15 protein-coding genes are annotated in these 17,290 nt (G+C 57.1%); 1 reads left to right on the top strand and 14 read right to left on the bottom strand.

Annotated elements, in window-relative coordinates:
* Window positions 1-84: 84 nt before the first annotated feature.
* A complete protein-coding gene (gene secM / locus F8R23_RS13940) occupies window positions 85-618 on the bottom strand; it encodes a secA translation cis-regulator SecM (RefSeq protein WP_112348021.1) in 534 nt (177 codons plus the stop codon).
* Between the two features lie 26 nt (window positions 619-644).
* Between secM and F8R23_RS13945 the strand changes: the two genes are divergently transcribed.
* Window positions 645-1,169, top strand: coding sequence for a DUF721 domain-containing protein (locus F8R23_RS13945; protein ID WP_129934254.1), 525 nt, complete (start codon window positions 645-647; stop codon window positions 1,167-1,169).
* Between the two features lie 14 nt (window positions 1,170-1,183).
* Here the strand turns inward: F8R23_RS13945 and lpxC are convergent, their stop codons facing one another.
* The 13 genes from lpxC to F8R23_RS14010 form a co-directional block, all read right to left on the bottom strand.
* The gene (gene lpxC / locus F8R23_RS13950; RefSeq protein WP_017891607.1) at window positions 1,184-2,101 is read right to left on the bottom strand and encodes a UDP-3-O-acyl-N-acetylglucosamine deacetylase; all 918 of its coding nucleotides are present in this window, start codon (window positions 2,099-2,101) and stop codon (window positions 1,184-1,186) included.
* 103 nt (window positions 2,102-2,204) lie between these two features.
* Window positions 2,205-3,359 carry a cell division protein FtsZ gene (gene ftsZ / locus F8R23_RS13955; protein ID WP_004950150.1) on the bottom strand — a complete coding sequence of 385 codons (1,155 nt, stop codon included), beginning with the start codon at window positions 3,357-3,359 and terminating at the stop codon, window positions 2,205-2,207.
* Between the two features lie 74 nt (window positions 3,360-3,433).
* Window positions 3,434-4,690 carry a cell division protein FtsA gene (ftsA, locus tag F8R23_RS13960; RefSeq protein WP_004950148.1) on the bottom strand — a complete coding sequence of 419 codons (1,257 nt, stop codon included), beginning with the start codon at window positions 4,688-4,690 and terminating at the stop codon, window positions 3,434-3,436.
* A complete protein-coding gene (gene ftsQ / locus F8R23_RS13965; RefSeq protein WP_129937888.1) occupies window positions 4,687-5,538 on the bottom strand; it encodes a cell division protein FtsQ in 852 nt (283 codons plus the stop codon). Before ftsQ ends, ftsA begins: the two co-directional genes overlap by 4 nt.
* Window position 5,539: 1 nt before the next feature.
* Window positions 5,540-6,460, bottom strand: coding sequence for a D-alanine--D-alanine ligase (locus tag F8R23_RS13970; RefSeq protein ID WP_085120232.1), 921 nt, complete (start codon window positions 6,458-6,460; stop codon window positions 5,540-5,542).
* Window positions 6,450-7,928: a UDP-N-acetylmuramate--L-alanine ligase gene (gene murC / locus F8R23_RS13975; RefSeq protein WP_085120231.1), complete on the bottom strand. Its 1,479-nt coding sequence runs from the start codon at window positions 7,926-7,928 to the stop codon at window positions 6,450-6,452. The genes F8R23_RS13970 and murC overlap by 11 nt, the downstream gene beginning before the upstream one ends.
* Before the next feature lie 83 nt (window positions 7,929-8,011).
* A complete protein-coding gene (gene murG, locus F8R23_RS13980) occupies window positions 8,012-9,076 on the bottom strand; it encodes an undecaprenyldiphospho-muramoylpentapeptide beta-N-acetylglucosaminyltransferase (protein ID WP_151415727.1) in 1,065 nt (354 codons plus the stop codon).
* Between the two features lie 3 nt (window positions 9,077-9,079).
* Window positions 9,080-10,282 carry a cell division protein FtsW gene (ftsW, locus tag F8R23_RS13985; protein WP_085120229.1) on the bottom strand — a complete coding sequence of 401 codons (1,203 nt, stop codon included), beginning with the start codon at window positions 10,280-10,282 and terminating at the stop codon, window positions 9,080-9,082.
* Window positions 10,279-11,598, bottom strand: a complete 1,320-nt coding sequence (murD, locus tag F8R23_RS13990; RefSeq protein ID WP_129934248.1) for a UDP-N-acetylmuramoyl-L-alanine--D-glutamate ligase — start codon at window positions 11,596-11,598, stop codon at window positions 10,279-10,281. The genes ftsW and murD overlap by 4 nt, the downstream gene beginning before the upstream one ends.
* Before the next feature lie 2 nt (window positions 11,599-11,600).
* Window positions 11,601-12,683, bottom strand: a complete 1,083-nt coding sequence (gene mraY / locus F8R23_RS13995; protein WP_012005208.1) for a phospho-N-acetylmuramoyl-pentapeptide-transferase — start codon at window positions 12,681-12,683, stop codon at window positions 11,601-11,603.
* On the bottom strand, window positions 12,677-14,038 hold the full coding sequence (murF, locus tag F8R23_RS14000) for a UDP-N-acetylmuramoyl-tripeptide--D-alanyl-D-alanine ligase (protein WP_112348017.1): 1,362 nt from the start codon (window positions 14,036-14,038) through the stop codon (window positions 12,677-12,679). Before murF ends, mraY begins: the two co-directional genes overlap by 7 nt.
* A complete protein-coding gene (gene murE, locus F8R23_RS14005; RefSeq protein ID WP_129937891.1) occupies window positions 14,035-15,522 on the bottom strand; it encodes a UDP-N-acetylmuramoyl-L-alanyl-D-glutamate--2,6-diaminopimelate ligase in 1,488 nt (495 codons plus the stop codon). The genes murF and murE overlap by 4 nt, the downstream gene beginning before the upstream one ends.
* Window positions 15,509-17,272: a peptidoglycan glycosyltransferase FtsI gene (locus F8R23_RS14010; RefSeq protein WP_099063083.1), complete on the bottom strand. Its 1,764-nt coding sequence runs from the start codon at window positions 17,270-17,272 to the stop codon at window positions 15,509-15,511. The genes murE and F8R23_RS14010 overlap by 14 nt, the downstream gene beginning before the upstream one ends.
* Window positions 17,273-17,290: the final 18 nt, after the last annotated feature.

Below are 17,290 nucleotides of genomic sequence, written 5' to 3' on the forward strand. Positions count from 1 at the left end.
TTTGATATCTCTGTCATGACAGCCAACACAGGCCGTCAATTTGCTGTTATTTTTTAGGTTTTTTGTCGCCCGACGGGCAAAAAATCAGCTTAAGACTGTGGGTCCAGCACGGATGCCCTGCACCTGTGCGAGCCACAACCCTGTCTGATGCTGCGCAATGGCAGGCAGCACGGCATGGTGGGTATCACGAATGATGGTCGGCGGCTTCGGCTCATGCGTCAGCAGCGCGTTGAGAGTAGAAAGCAGCGCCAGTTGCGCTACCTGTGATGGGGGTTCGGTCGCTTCCGCTTCGCGTTCCTGCATCCGCGCGTAAACTGCCTGCGGAGCGAGAGCAAAAGAAAGGTGACGAATGACGGTGCGAAGCGCATGCTGGTGCCAATAATCGACACTGAAATTCGGGCGACGATGCGCTTCCTGCAGCAATGCCAGACTGTTAAAGGCACCGCTGGCGGAATTTTGCCGGTTCAGGCTGGACGAGGTGCTCGGCAGAGCGGCTTGATCGGGTGCGCCGGACAGATTTGTAGGTACGCCAAGCGTGGCCGCGACCATCCCTAACAGGAGATGGGGCCAGAAATAACGTCTGCCAAATTGTCGCCAACGATTTAGAATACCGATCACGAGTTTATTATCCGCCGGAGCCCATTATGCGCGATAGCCGTCCACAATTATTAGATTCCCTGTTTGACGACGCTCACACAGAAGACAAAGGCCCGCTGTATAACGTCCAGCAACGCGCAGTTGCGCTGCTTAAGCTGAACCGTGCAGTGAAAGGCGTATTGCCGGTTCAACTGCATCCCTGGTGCCGCGTCGCTAATTTCCGACAGGGTATTTTAGTGCTAGAAACGGCAAATGCCAGCTGGATGATGCGTCTACGCTACGAACAACCGGCTTTATTATCTGCACTACGAGCGCAAATTCTACCATCATTGTCGTCGATCGACATCAGGATTAATCCTGCCTTGATGGCAAAAGGAAACAACCTTATGCAGAACGCCGCAAAAACCACAGGAAATCCGCAGGCGAAGGTGCCAATGCGTCATCTGAGTCAGGAAAGTGCTGAGGAATTAAGGGGATTGGCGAGCCGTAGCCCAGAAAAACTGCGCAAGATATTGGAACGACTGGCATCGTTGGCCGGAGAAGGTGCCAACGCTACCAGTCGCGATAAGTAATCAGCAGTATCAGCTTATGCCAATACGGTGGACGGGGCTTTGAATGCCAGTGGCATTTCGGCTTCGTCCTGGAAGGTGACAAATTCCCACGCTTCCTGTTTCGCCAGAACCGCTTGCAGCAGTTTGTTGTTCAGCGCATGACCAGATTTGTACGCGGTAAACGCGCCAATAATGTTATGGCCGCACATGAACAGGTCGCCGATGGCGTCCAGCATTTTGTGGCGTACGAATTCGTCTTCAAAGCGCAGACCGTCTTCGTTCAGCACGCGGTAATCATCTACCACGATGGCGCAGTCAAAACTGCCGCCCAAGGCCAGGCCACGTGACTGTAAATACTCGATGTCACGCATAAAACCGAAGGTACGCGCACGGCTGATTTGACGCACGAACGAGTCGGCAGAGAAATCAAGGCGGTAGCGTTGCGTACTGGCATCGATTGCCGGGTGGTTGAAGTCGATGGTAAAGTCCAGGCGGAACCCGTTATGCGGGGACAGCTCGGCCCACTTGTCGCCATCTTCAACACGCACGGTGTCTTTCAGACGCAGGAATTTCTTCGCAGAGTTCAGTTCTTCGATGCCGGCATCCAGCAACAGGAAGACGAACGGACTGGCACTGCCGTCCATGATAGGGATTTCGGCGGCGTCAACTTCGATAACGATGTTGTCGATGCCCAATCCAGCCAGTGCGGCATTAAGATGCTCAACGGTAGAAATACGCACGTCATGCTCATTCACCAGGCAAGTACAGAGCATGGTATCACGCACGGATTTTGCATCAGCCGGGAAATCAACCGGGGGATTCAAGTCAGTGCGACGATAGATGACCCCGGTATTAGCCGCCGCGGGGCGCATTGTCAGCGTGACCTTCTTGCCGGTATGCAAACCGACACCAGTCGCCTGAACAATACGTTTTAATGTCCTTTGTTTGATCATCGTTTTATCTCGCAATGTTATCAATCCTACCGACCAAGCATACAGCATGGTCGGCGGGACAGTTTAGCACAAAGAGCGGAGATTCCAAATTCTCAGGATATTCTTAGTCTGCCTGCTTGCGCAGGAAGGCAGGAATATCAAGATAGTCGGGCTCTTTATTAGGCTGCGCAGTCGGATCGTTAACTACCTTGGCGGCAGGTTTCACTTCCTGCGGCAACGGCGACATGCCGTGCTGCTGGTAGCGATGATCCATCACTGGCTGGCTGGCCTGTTTGTTGGTCACCAGAGTGATTTCCGGACGTTTGTCCATGCCGATACCGGTCGCAACCACGGTCACGCGCAGTTCGTCGTTCATTTCCGGATCCAGCGAGGTACCGATAACTACGGTCGCATTGTCGGAAGCGAAAGCACGAATGGTGTTACCTACGGTTTCGAACTCATCCAAACGCAGGTCGAAGCCGGCGGTGATGTTAACCAGAACGCCACGAGCGCCGGACAGGTCGATGTCTTCCAGCAGTGGGCTAGAGATCGCCATTTCCGCTGCTTCTTCAGCACGGTCTTCACCACAGGCAACGCCGGAACCCATCATCGCGTAGCCCATTTCGGACATTACGGTGCGCACGTCGGCGAAGTCGACGTTCATCAGGCCCGGACGGGTGATCAGTTCGGCAATACCCTGCACCGCGCCTTTCAGCACGTCGTTAGCCGCGCCGAACGCGTCCAGCAAAGAAATACCGCGACCCAGAACTTTCAACAACTTGTCGTTCGGGATAGTGATCAGTGAGTCCACATGTTTGGACAATTCTGCAATACCCTGCTCAGCGAACGCCATGCGTTTCTTGCCTTCAAAATTGAAAGGCTTGGTAACCACGGCCACTGTCAGAATACCCAGATCTTTAGCAACTTCTGCGACGACTGGCGCTGCACCGGTACCGGTACCGCCGCCCATGCCGGCTGCAATGAAGACCATGTCTGCACCATCCAGTGCGGCGCGCAGGGCTTCACGGTCTTCTTCCGCTGAATTGCGACCCACTTCAGGGTTCGCGCCTGCACCCAGACCTTTGGTAATACCGCTACCGATCTGGATGGTTTGGCCAACTGCCGTTTTACGAAGCGCCTGAGCGTCTGTATTAACGGCGAAGAATTCAACACCTTCGATGCGCTCGCGCACCATGTGTTCAACGGCGTTGCCACCGCCACCGCCGACGCCGATGACTTTAATCACCGCGTCATTGGTTAGTTCCATTGGTTCAAACATAGTTTCTCTCCGTTTTGTGCCTGTCGCTGCGAGATCATAAAAAGATTACTCAGCATGATCTCTTTGTTGAAACATTAAAACTCTTTTCTCAGCCAGCTATTGATACGTTTAAACCAATTGCCCACCGAGGCGCGTTTTTCTACTTCTGCCTCACCACTCAGGTGAGACTCTTTTCCATAGTGCAGCAGACCTACCGCCGTAGAGTAGTAAGGCTCCTGCGCATAATCCGTCAGACCCGTGATGTTCAAGGGTTGGCCGATGCGTACCTGGGTATGGAACACCCGTTGCGCACAAGCTGCCAGGCCATCAATCTGGGCGGCACCACCGGTCAGCACAATACCCGCTGCCAGATGATGCTTAACCCCTTGCTGACGCAGTTGCTCCTGCAATTGCAAAATCTCATCGTTAACCAGATTCAACAGTTCGGTGTAGCGTGGCTCAATAACTTCAGCCAGTGTCTGTCTTTGCAGACTACGAGGAGGACGCCCCCCAACGCTTGGCACCTCTACACTTTCATCCTTGCTAACAATCGACCCAAGCGCACAGCCGTGTCGAACTTTGATCGCTTCCGCATCTGTCGGCGGTGTGCCGAAGGCGTAGGCGATATCGCTGGTGACCACGTTCCCGGCGTAAGGGATCACTTTGGTGTGGCGCAACGCACCGCCGGTGTACACCGCCATATCCATGGTGCCCCCGCCGATATCCACCACACAAACGCCGAGTTCGCGCTCATCTTCGGTCAGTACCGCATAGCTGGCGGCCAGACCGGCGAAAATAAGTTGGTCTACTTTCAGACCGCAACGTTCTACTGCCTTAACGATGTTCTTCGCCATATCGTTATGACAGGTGATCAGGTGCACCTTGGCTTGCATACGCACGCCGGACAACCCAACCGGGTTTTTGATGCCTTCCTGATAGTCGATGGCGTATTCCTGAGGGATGACGTGCAGGATGCGGTGTTCATCGCGTACGCGTACCGATTTAGCGGTATGCACCACGTTCTCCACATCTTCCTGTGTCACTTCCTCTTCGGAAATAGGAACCATCCCTATTTCGTTCTGGCAACTGATGTGTTTCCCCGATAATGCGAGGTAAACCGAAGAAATCTGGCAATCAGCCATCAGTTCGGCCTGATCGATAGCGCGCTGTACGCACTTCACTACCGACTCCAGGTCGTTAACGCCACCCTTATCCATGCCGCGAGACGGGCAACTGCCCACCCCGATAATGTTGACCATGCCATCGGGCAGAACTTCCCCTACCAATGCGGAGACTTTTGCAGTACCGATCTCCAGTCCAACTACCAGTTTTCTGTCCGTCGACTTGATCATTGTTGTTTTGCCTGTGCCTGATTCTGTTGCTGATTACTGTTTTGCTGATCGCCTGCTGCCTGCGGGTCGATTAACACTGGGGCCCAACCTACCGATGCACCGGCCTCATAGCGTAAGTCGACATAGCTGACTCGCTTGCTTTCTGCCTGCCCCTGCTGCTGCAATACCGGATAAAGATCGATAAAGCGCTGCAGGCGTCCGGTGCGATCGTCGCGTCCCAGCTCCAGCCGAACATCATTATCCAAAGCCAGCTGCCAGGAGTGGCGGGCACTCATGGCCGCCATTTTCAGCGTATATTTGCTGGCCGCTAACATGCTGCTCATGGTCCGATATCCATCCAGAACATCCTGTTCGCTCCCTTCCGGGCCATAAAGCAACGGCAATTTCTGTTTGCCAATTCGTTCTGCCGGCACGCTGAAGGATTTGCCTTCGGCGTCCACCATGTGCAAATCATTCCAGCGCGCTACCGGGACATATTCCACCAGGTGGATTTTCAGCTCATCCGGCCACTGCTTGCGTACGCTGGCCTGCTTGATCCACGGCAGGCGTTCAATCTGTTGCTGGATGATGTCCACATCCTGCGTCATGAAAGTCCCCGGCGATCCCAACGCCAGGATCGCCTGGCGAATATCGTCGTTGGTGGTGTAGTGACGTTCCCCGGTCACCACCAGTCGTGACAGCGGCAGGCGGCTGGCGTCTTTCATCCAGCCAATTACCGCCCAGCCACTCCACAGGACCGTTCCCAACACCATCAGCAGGAAAACCATTCCCGCCAACTGGGTTCCATTGCTGCGGCGCGGGTTGTTATCCACCTCGCGTTCACGTGCATTCAGGGCAGCTTGCGACATATCAGTCGGCCAACTCCAAAATTCTCGCTACCAGCTGCGAGAAGCTTAAACCAGACTGGCGCGCTGCCATCGGCACCAGGCTATGACTGGTCATGCCTGGCGAGGTATTCACCTCGAGCAGATAGAAGCTGCCATCGCTATCCTGCATCACATCAACACGGCCCCAGCCGCTGCAGTCCAGCCCACGGTAGGCGCGTAACGCCAGGGCAGCCATCTCGGCTTCCTGTTCCGCACCCAGGCCACTCGGACAGAAATATTGGGTATCGTCCGAAATGTACTTGGCCTGATAGTCGTAAAACACGCCGGCCGGCTGAATGCGGATCGAAGGCAGAACCTGGTCACCCAGCATCGCCACCGTGTACTCCGGGCCACTCAGCCATTTCTCGACCAGGACGTCGTCGTCATGGCGGAAACCTTCTTCCAATGCTGCTTCAAGCGCGTCACGCTCTGTGACCTTGCTCATCCCGACGCTGGAACCTTCACGGCTTGGCTTGACGATCAGCGGCAGGCCCAGGGCCTCCACGCGAGCAATCAGCGTCGCTTTCTCTGCACCGGCATACTGCTTACGGTTCAGTGCTACATACGGCGCAACCGGCAAACCCATCGACTGCCACACCATCTTGGTACGCCATTTGTCCATGGTCAGAGCCGAAGCCATCACACCGCTGCCGGTATAAGGCAGTTCGAGGAACTCCAGCATCCCTTGCAAGGTACCGTCTTCACCGCCGCGACCGTGCAGCGCGATAAATACCTTGGTAAACCCGTGCTCTTTCAACTGAGTTACCGGGAAGTCACGGATATCAATGCCGTGGGCATCGATACCGGCTTCACGCAGCCCGGCCAGTACGGCTGCGCCGGATTGCAATGAAACTTCACGTTCAGCGGAGGTGCCACCCAGCAGTACGGCAACTTTATCGGCCATGATGTTCCTCCTCTTTTTTCTGTGGCTGCAGTTTCAGCTCAGCCAGTTTGCGGGCAACTTTGCCCACGTTACCGGCGCCCTGCACCAGTACCAAATCGTCGGCTTGCAGCAACTGCGCCAGGGTTTCCGGCACGGTGTCCGCATCGGAAACCAAAATCGGATCCAGCTTGCCGCGGCTGCGAATGGTTCGGCACAGCGAGCGGCTGTCCGCCCCCGGGATTGCCGTCTCACCCGCGGAATACACATCCAGCATCAGCAGCACATCGACCTGCGACAGCACGTTGGCGAAGTCGTCGTACAGATCGCGAGTACGTGTGTAACGGTGCGGCTGGAAAATCATCACCAGACGTTTGTCCGGCCAACCGGCACGTGCGGCTTTCAGCGTTGCGTCAACTTCGGTCGGATGGTGACCATAATCATCTACCAGCATCGCACTGCCACTTTTGCCGTTTACCGGCTCCAGCGGGAATTCGCCGAGGAAATCAAAGCGGCGACCGGTACCCTGGAAATTCGCCAGCGCACGCAGAATATCTGCGTCGTCAATGCCCTCTTCTGTTGCTACCGCCACTGCCGCCGCGGCGTTCAACGCGTTATGGCGGCCCGGTGCGTTCAGGGTCACCGTCATCAACGGCTTATCCTGACGGCTCAGGGTAAAGTGGCCCTGTGGCCCAACCTGACGGTAGTTCTCGATGCGAACATCGGCATCATCGCTAAAACCGTAAGTGGTAATATGGCGGCCCACACGTGGCAGCAATTCGCGCACCACCGGGTCATCAACACACATCACCGCACGGCCGTAGAACGGCAGGTTGTGCAAAAAGTTAATAAACGTCTGCTTCAGAATCTCGAAGTCGCCCTGGTAAGTCTCCATATGGTCGGCTTCGATATTGGTGACAATCGCCACCATCGGCTGCAAATGCAGGAACGACGCATCGCTCTCATCCGCTTCCGCAATCAGGTAACGGCTGGATCCCAAACGTGCATGAGTGCCCGCCGCTTTCACCAGTCCGCCGTTCACAAAGGTCGGATCCAGACCGGCTTCGGCATAAATGTTCGATACCATCGCCGTGGTCGTAGTCTTGCCGTGCGTACCGGCAACGGCGATACCGTGGCGGAAGCGCATCAGTTCAGCCAGCATCTCTGCGCGACGGATCACCGGGATACGCGCCTCACGGGCGGCGACAATTTCCGGGTTGTCGGCGGAAATGGCGGTAGAAACCACCACTACGCTGGCATCCAGCACGTTTTCCGGGCGGTGATGGAAGTAAATCGTCGCCCCGAGCGCGCTCAACTGTTGGGTTACCGGGTTCGGTGCCAGATCGGAACCGCTGATTTGATAACCTTCATTAGCCAACACTTCGGCGATACCACCCATGCCGGCGCCACCGATGCCGACAAAGTGAATGTGCCGGACACGTCGCATCTCGGGCACGATAGTACGTAGTTTCGCCAGTTGTTGTGTATTCATCACTCTCTCTAATCCGGGTCCGGCTTGCCGAGCCCCTGTATGACATTCTTTAATTCAGGTCCGGCGTACCGAACCCCTGCAAATTATTTGGCGACCCGCACCAGCTCCGCCGCCACGCGTTCGGTGGCATCCGGGATAGCGACTGCACGTGCCTTTTCAGCCATCGCCAACAGCGTTGAGCGATCCCAGCTGGCCAGCAGTTCTGCCACGACATCGGCGTTAAACTGCGGTTGTTCGATAATCTTCGCCGCGCCGGCTTCTTCCAGCGGACGAGCATTCCAATACTGCTGACGGTCTTTGTGCTGGAACGGCACAAATATCGCCGGCAGGCCCGCAGCAGCAATCTCGCTGACGGTTAGCGCGCCGGAGCGGCACACCACCACATCAGCCCAGGCGTAGGCGGCAGCCATGTCATCAATAAACTCAGTCACCTTGTGCTGTGGCTGCCCTACCCTCTCGTAGTCGCGTAACACGTTTTCCAGTGCGCCTTTGCCTACCTGATGCCAGAGCGTCATTTTATCGCCCAATTTCGCCGCGACTTCAGGAACTGTCTGATTCAGCACCCGGGCCCCCTGACTTCCGCCAATAACCAGCACGCGGGTCGGCCCTTCACGGCCAATCAATCGCTCTGCCGGCAAGGGTAGCGCCAGTACGTCGGTTCGCACCGGGTTGCCCACCACTTCCGCGTTCGGGAACGCGCCGGGGAAAGCTTGCAGCACGGTTTTGGCAAGGCGCGCCAGCCAGCGGTTGGTCAACCCGGCAATGCCGTTTTGCTCGTGCAATACCACCGGAATACCGCACAGCCATGCCGCCAAACCGCCAGGGCCGGAAACATAACCGCCCATGCCCAACACCACGTCCGGCTGGTAGCTACGCATAATCGCCTTCGCCTGACGAACGGCGTGCCAGATACGCAGCGGTGCGCTCAACTGGGCCTTCAACCCTTTGCCGCGCAGGCCGGAAATACGTATGAAATCAATCTCGATCCCGTGTTTTGGCACCAGATCGGCTTCCATTCGGTCTGCGGTTCCAAGCCAGCGCACCTGCCAGCCCTGCGCCATCAGATGATGTGCGACCGCCAGTCCCGGGAACACATGTCCGCCGGTACCGCCTGCCATCACCATTAAACGCTTAGGTTTCCCGCTCATCCCTTACCTCTTCACAAACGCCTGGGCTTTAGCCAGACGCGTTTCATAATCAATACGCAGTAACAGCACGATCGCCGTCGACATAATCAACAGGCTCGAGCCGCCGTAACTTATCAGCGGCAGCGTCAGGCCCTTGGTCGGCAACATACCGGCGGCGGCACCAACGTTAACCAGCGCCTGGAAGCTAAACCAGACACCAATTGAGCAGGCCAAAAAGCCGGAAAAGCGTTGATCGAGCTCCAGCGCGCGGCGGCCAATCGACATAGCACGAAAAGCGACGCAGAATACCATTAACAATGCGAAAACCACACCGATATAGCCCAGCTCTTCACCTAAAATCGAGAAGATAAAGTCGGTGTGTGCCTCCGGCAAATACTCGAGTTTCTGCACCGAGTTGCCTAACCCCTGTCCCCAGAACTCACCGCGCCCAAAGGCCATCAGCGACTGGGTCAACTGGTAGCCGCTGCCGAACGGATCGGCCCACGGATTCCAGAACGAAGTCACACGGCGCATACGGTAAGGTTCGGCAATGATCAACAGCACCACGGCGAAGCCACCAGAGCCGATAATCGCCAGGAACTGCCACATTTTGGCGCCAGCCAAGAACAGCATCGCCAGCGTAGTGATAAACAGCACCACCACGGTACCGAGATCCGGCTGTGCCAACAGCAATACCGCCAGCACCACCATCACACCCATCGGCTTACAGAAGCCCCAGAAGTTGGTACGCACTTCTTCTACCTTGCGCACCAAATAGCTCGCCAGGTAACAGAACAGCGACAGCTTGGACAGCTCCGCCGGCTGAATACGCAGTGGCCCCAATGCGATCCAGCGCGATGCCCCGTTTACCGAGCTACCGACCACCAGCACGATCAGTAGCATCACAATCGACATCAGTAGCATGACATTGCTGTAACGCTGCCAGACTTCCATCGGAATGCGCAGCGTCACCATCGACAGGCCAAATGCCAACCCGAGGTACAGCGCGTCACGCTTGGCGAACAGGAAAGGATCGTCTGCCAAACGCTGGCCGATCGGCATCGACGCCGAAGTCACCATCACAAAGCCGACAATGGCCAACCCAAAGGTCAGCCATAGCAGGGTACGGTCGTACAGCACCATATTGACCGAATCGTTATCCCGCGATCCCGCCACCCAGTTTTTAAACAGTTCGGTCAGCCCGAAGTTCGGCAAGCGTAGTCTCATCCGCCGAGCTCCTGTGCCAAGCGGGCGAACTCATCGCCGCGCACTTCAAAATTACGGAACTGATCCAGGCTGGCACATGCCGGTGACAGCAACACCATATCGCCGGACCGCACCCGGCCGGCTATCGCCCGCATCGCCTGTTCCATGGTCTCGGTCAGCATAGCCACCTCCGGTCGCAGCTGCGCCAGCTGTTCGCCATCACGGCCGAAGCAGTAAAGGCGGACATTGTCGCCTTGCAGATACTGCGCCAGCGGGGAGAAGTCGGCAGATTTACCGTCGCCGCCCAGCAGCAGGTGCAGAGTGCCGTCAACCTGCAGCCCATTCAACGCCGCTTCGGTGCTGCCGACGTTGGTGGCTTTGGAATCGTTAATCCAGCGTACGCCGTTATGTTCCCAGGCCAGTTGGAAGCGGTGTGCCAACCCGGTAAAGGTGGTTAACGCTTTCAGGCTGGAAGCACGCGGGATATTCACCGCATCGGCCAGTGCCAACGCCGCCAGCGCATTGGTATAGTTGTGGCGGCCGGTCAGTTTCATCTCACGGGTATTGAGGATTTTCTCGCCGCGCACGCGCAGCCAGGTTTCACCCAGTTGACGGTTCAGATGGTAGTCGCCCACATCGGCACCGAAGCTGATGCAGCGCTGGTCTGCACCGCGTACTGGCATGGTCAGCGCATCATCCGCATTCACCACGCACAGGTTGGCATTTTCATAAACGCGCAGTTTGGCCGCACGGTACTGCTGCAGGCCAAACGGATAGCGGTCCATGTGATCTTCGGTGACGTTCAAAATGGTCGCCGCAGCCGCATGTAGGCTGAAGGTGGTTTCCAGTTGGAAACTTGACAGCTCCAGCACGTACAGCTGGCATTCCTGGCGCAACAGGCTCAGCGCAGGCAGGCCGATATTGCCGCCAACCCCCACCGCCCAACCGGCCGCTTTCGCCATCTCACCCACCAAGGTGGTGACGGTACTTTTGCCGTTAGAGCCAGTGATGGCTACGATCGGTGCCTGGGCTTCGCGACAGAACAGCTCGACGTCGCCGACGATCTCCACGCCAGCCTCTGCAGCAGCGCTTAATGCCGGGGTCGCCAACGCCATGCCTGGGCTGGCGACGATCAAATCTGCCGCCAACAGCCAGTCCAGATTCAAATCGCCCAAATGACGCTCAACGCTTTCAGGCAGCTTGTCCAGGCCTGGCGGTGAGATGCGGGTATCCATAACGCGTGGCGTCACGCCGCGCGCCATAAAGAAATCAACACAGGACTGGCCGGTGAGGCCCAGCCCGATGATGACCACTTTTTTACCCTGATAATCCGTCATAATTACCGCACCTTCAGCGTCGCCAGGCCAATCAGCACCAGCATCAGCGAAATAATCCAGAAGCGCACGATCACGCGCGGCTCTGGCCAGCCCTTCAATTCATAGTGGTGGTGAATCGGTGCCATGCGGAAGATACGTTGCCCGCGCAGCTTGAACGACCCCACCTGCAAAATCACCGACAGCGTTTCAACCACGAACACGCCGCCCATAATCAACAGTAAAAACTCTTGGCGCAGCAGCACCGCAATGGTGCCCAACGCGCCGCCCAGTGCCAGGGAGCCAACATCGCCCATGAAGACCTGAGCCGGATAGGTGTTGAACCACAGGAAGCCCAGACCGGCACCGACGATGGCGGTACAGACGATCACCAGCTCACCAGCATGGCGTAGATAAGGAATGTGCAGGTAGTTGGCGAAGTTCATGTTACCGGTCGCCCAGGCCACCAGCGCAAAGCCCGCGGCCACAAACACCGTTGGCATAATCGCCAGGCCATCCAGCCCGTCGGTCAGGTTGACCGCGTTGCTGGTGCCCACAATCACAAAGTATGCCAGCAGCACGTATAACAGGCCGAGCTGCGGCATGATGTCCTTAAAGAACGGCACAACCAGCTCGGTGGCTGGCGTGTCTTTCCCTACGGCATACATGGCGAAGGCAACCACCAACGCAATCACCGACTGCCAGAAGTATTTCCAGCGGGCAATCAGCCCTTTGGTGTCTTTACGCACCACCTTGCGGTAGTCATCAACGAAGCCAACAATCCCGTAACCCACCAGCACGAACAGTACGCACCACACGTAAGGATTCGACGGATAGGCCCACATCAATACTGAAACGGTGATGGAGGTCAGGATCATGATGCCGCCCATGGTCGGCGTGCCGCGCTTGCTGAAATGCGACTCCGGACCGTCGTTACGCACCACCTGGCCGAAGGACATCTCCTGCAAGCGTTTAATCACCCGCGGCCCCATCCACAAGGAAAGGAACAGCGCGGTCAGCAGGCTGACAATGGCTCGGAACGTCAGGTAGGAAAAGACGTTGAAGCCGGAATAATATTTGACCAAATGTTCGGCCAGCCAAACTAACATGGTGCTTTCTCCTGTAACGCGCGTACTACCTGCTCCATTGCGGCACTACGTGAACCCTTGATTAACACGGTAATTACCGCATGTTCTGACAGTAATTCCACCACGCGCGCGATCACTGCTGCCTTATCCTGAAAATGTTCGCCATGACCCGAGGCTTCAACCAGCACCTGGCTTAACGCGCCGACGCCCAACACTTTATCCACCCCAGCCAGCCGGGCGGCTTCGCCCACCTGACGGTGACATTCTTCGGCTTCTGCCCCTAACTCTGCCATGTCACCCACCACCATCACGCGGTAGCCCGGCATTTCCGCCAACACCTGTGCGGCAGCCGTCATTGAACCGACGTTGGCGTTATAGCTGTCATCCAGCAGCAACTGGTGGTCAGAAAGCGCAATCGGGAACAAACGCCCCGGTACCGCCTGTAACTGTTTCAATCCCTGACGCACGGCTTCGAGCGAGGCACCGGCCGACATTGCCAGCGCCGCAGCGGCCAACGCATTAGCCACGTTATGACGGCCCGGCAGCGGCAGTGCGATCGGCGCGGTACCGAACGGGCTGTGCAGCATAAACTGCGTGCCCTTGCCATTCACCCGCACATCGCTGGCGAAGAAATCGATGTTTTCCGCCGCCTGCGGCGAGAAACGCCAGACGGTTTTGCCGTCCAGCATGCTCTGCCAGTGCGGCCAGTCGTTATTGTCGGCGTTGAGGATTGCCACGCCGTCAGTCGGCAAACCGGCAAAAATTTCGCCTTTCGCCTGAGCGACACCAGCCAAAGAACCAAAGCCTTCCAGGTGGGCAGCCGCCAGGTTATTCACCAGTGCGGTCTGCGGACAGGTTAAAGCCGTGGTGTAAGCAATTTCGCCAATATGGTTGGCGCCCAGCTCAATCACGGCAAAGTCGTGCTGCGGCTGCAAACGCAACAACGTCAGCGGCACGCCGATATCGTTGTTGAAGTTACCGGCGGTATACAGCACTTCACCGCATTCACGCAGAATGGCCGCGGTCATTTCTTTCACCGAGGTCTTGCCCGATGAACCGGTTAACGCCACTACGCGAGTCGGCACCTGCTGACGAACCCAGGCAGCAAGCTGTCCCAGAGCCAGGCGGGTATCTTTCACCACCAGTTGCGGAACCTCCACCAATAAGCGCTTACTTACCAGCAGCGCCCCAGCGCCAGCGGCTACCGCGTCAATAGCAAAATCGTGAGCGTCGAAACGCTCGCCTTTCAATGCCACAAACAGGCAACCCGCGGTTACCTGACGGGTATCTGTCGTCACCTCAACGATTTGGCAATCGGCGCCGATCAACTCTGCGCTCAATACATCGGCCAGTGTCCGAAGGGAGACAGGGATCATGCTACTACCCCCAGCAGACGCGCTACGGTGGTGCGATCGGAGTAATCCAGGCGGCGATTCCCCACCAGTTGGTAGTCCTCGTGGCCTTTACCTGCCACCAGTACCACATCTTGTTCTTTAGCTTGCATGATGGCGCTGGTTACCGCTTCCGCACGACCGTGGATCACCAGAGCACGTCCGGCGTCCAGCAGGCCGGTCAGGATATCGGCGATGATCGCCTGTGGCTCTTCGGTACGAGGGTTATCGTCGGTCACGACTACGCGATCGGCGAACTGTTCGGCGATACCGCCCATCAACGGACGCTTGCCTTTGTCACGATCGCCGCCACAGCCAAACACGCACCACAACTGTCCCAGACAGTGCAAGCGAGCGGCTTCCAAGGCTTTTTCCAGCGCGTCCGGGGTGTGGGCGTAATCGACCACTACCGTCGGTTTACCCGGCGCGTTGAACACTTCCATTCGGCCGCAGACCGGCTGCAGTCGGTTGCCGGTGGCGACCAATTTGTCCAGCGGATACCCCAGCGACAGCAGCGTCGCCAGTGCCAGCAGCAGATTGCTGACGTTGAAGGCCCCCATCAGGCGGCTTTCAATCTCACCGTCACCCCAGCTTGAACTGAAGTGGATGGTGGCTCCGTTATCGTGATAGTTGACCGCAGTGGTTTTCAGCCAGCGGCCATGGCAGCCCGGCTGCAGGTTATCCTGCATGGTAACGGCCACGGCATCCGGCAATTTGCTCAACCAACGCTGACCGACTTCATCATCAGCATTGATAATCGCCTGGCCCACTTCGTGACCGGCGAACAGCGACCACTTGGCCGCTTCGTAATTGGCCATATCACCGTGGTAATCCAGGTGATCGCGGCTCAGGTTGGTGAATACGGCAGCGGCAAAAGGTAACGCCGCCACCCGGTGCTGCACCAGCCCATGGGAAGAGACTTCCATCGCGGCAAAGGTCGCACCGCTGTCGACCAATTCGTTCAACACGTGCTGAATATCCACCGCAGAACCGGTGGTATTCTCCGTTGGGCATACCTGACCCAACAGACCGTTGCCCACGGTGCCCATCACGGCGCTGGTTTCGCCCAGCAGTTGGCCCCACTGCGCCAGCAGTTGAGTGGTCGTGGTTTTGCCGTTAGTCCCGGTGACGCCAACCAGACGCAGGCGCTCCGCCGGCTGATGGTAAAAACGACCGGCCAACGCGGAAAGACGCTGATTGAGCTGGCTCAGATAAATCACCGGCACGCCGTGCATTTCAGTAATAGCGCCGTCTTCAGCCTGACCTTCAGCTTCGGCAATCACAGCGGCAACGCCCTGCGCGATGGCCTGCGGAATATAGCGGCGTCCATCCGTTTGATGGCCGACAACGGCGACAAACAGATCCCCGGCAGCCGCAATACGGCTGTCTAATGTCATTTCCCGCAGCGCGCGCCCGGGCGCCGTTGGCACCCACGGAGCGAGTAAATCGCGCAAATTACGATCGGCCACCTGAACCCTCTTTTCTGTTAATTACAAAATCGCTTTTCTCACCGGTAGGCAACGCATCCGGCTCGACGTTCATGGTGCGCAATACGCCGCCCATGATGGCGCCAAACACCGGTGCGGAGATCGCACCACCGTAGTATTTCCCACCCTGCGGGTCATTGATGACCACCACCAGAGCAAAACGGGGATTACTCGCCGGCGCAACGCCGGCGGTATAAGCGATGTATCGGTTGACGTATTTGCCGTCCGGGCCCACTTTTTTGGCGGTACCGGTTTTGATGGCAATACGGTAGCCTTTGATCGCGGCTTTCACCCCACCGCCGCCCGGCAGGGCAACGCTTTCCATCATGTGCACCACAGTGCGCACCAGAGGTTCAGGGAACACGCGCTCACCGGCAACCGGTGGGTCAACCTTGGTAATCGACAGCGGACGATAAACGCCCAAACTGCCGATCGTTGCGTAGACTCGCGCTAACTGTAACGGGGTTACCATTAGCCCATAGCCGAAAGAGAAGGTGGCCCTCTCTATGTCAGACCACCGTTGTTTTTTTGGGTATATGCCACTGCTTTCTCCGACCAGCCCCAAATTGGTCGCTTTTCCCAATCCAAAACGAGAGTAAGTATCTACTAACGCTGAGGACGGCATCGATAACGCCAGTCGTGAAACACCGACGTTACTCGACTTCTGCAAGATCCCGGTCAGGGAGAGTTCCGCATAACGCGCAACGTCCCTGATTTCCTTGCCGTTGATACGGTAAGGAACGGTATTCAGCACGCTGTTTTCTTTCACAATGCCGTGCTGCAATGCCGTCATGACCACCATAGGTTTCACGGTGGAGCCGGGTTCAAAAATATCGGTGATAGCACGGTTACGCATGGTTTCTTTCGGCGTACCGGCCATATTGTTCGGGTTGTAAGACGGGCTGTTGGCCATGGCCAACACTTCGCCAGTGTTCACGTCCACCAGTACTGCCGTACCGGATTCGGCCTTGTTGAACGCCACGGCATTGTTCAGTTCGCGATAAACCAGCGCCTGCAGACGTTCGTCGACGCTCAGCACCAGGTTATGCGCCGCCTGGCTGTCGACCGAGGAGATATCCTCAATTACCCGGCCATAGCGGTCTTTACGCACGGTTCTTTCGCCCGGTTGCCCGGTCAGCCAGCGATCGAAGCTCTTCTCAACGCCTTCAATCCCCTGGCCATCAATGTTGGTCACGCCGATGATATGCGAGGTCACCTGGCCGGAAGGATAGTAACGGCGAGACTCCTGACGCAGGTAAATCCCCGGCAGTTTCAGCTTGTGGATGTAATCGCCAATCGCCGGGTTCACCTGGCGTGCCAGGTAGACGAAGCGCCCTTTCGGGTTGGCGTTAATGCGGGTAGAAAGCTGATCCAGCGGGATATTCAACGCATCGGACAGTGCCTTCCAGCGGCTATCCAGCGTTATGCCACCACGCTCATTCAGCTCTTTCGGGTCAGCCCAAATGGCGTTGACCGGCACGCTCACCGCCAACGGGCGCCCTGAGCGATCGCTGATCATGCCGCGAGAGGTTGGCACTTCCTGCACGCGCAGTGAACGCATGTCGCCTTCTTTCACCAGACGGTCTGGGTTAATTACCTGCAGATAAGCCACCCGCAGCATCAACCCCACCAACGCCAGCAAAATACAGCCGCACAGCAACGCAAAACGCCAGCTTACAAAGCTGGCCTGATCTTCCTGGCGTTTCAACTTACCGGGGCGTGCTGCTTTCATGCGTTCCCTTTCTACTCC

Source organism: Serratia proteamaculans (assembly GCF_008830365.1).
In the GTDB taxonomy this organism is placed as follows: Bacteria; Pseudomonadota; Gammaproteobacteria; order Enterobacterales; family Enterobacteriaceae; genus Serratia; species Serratia proteamaculans.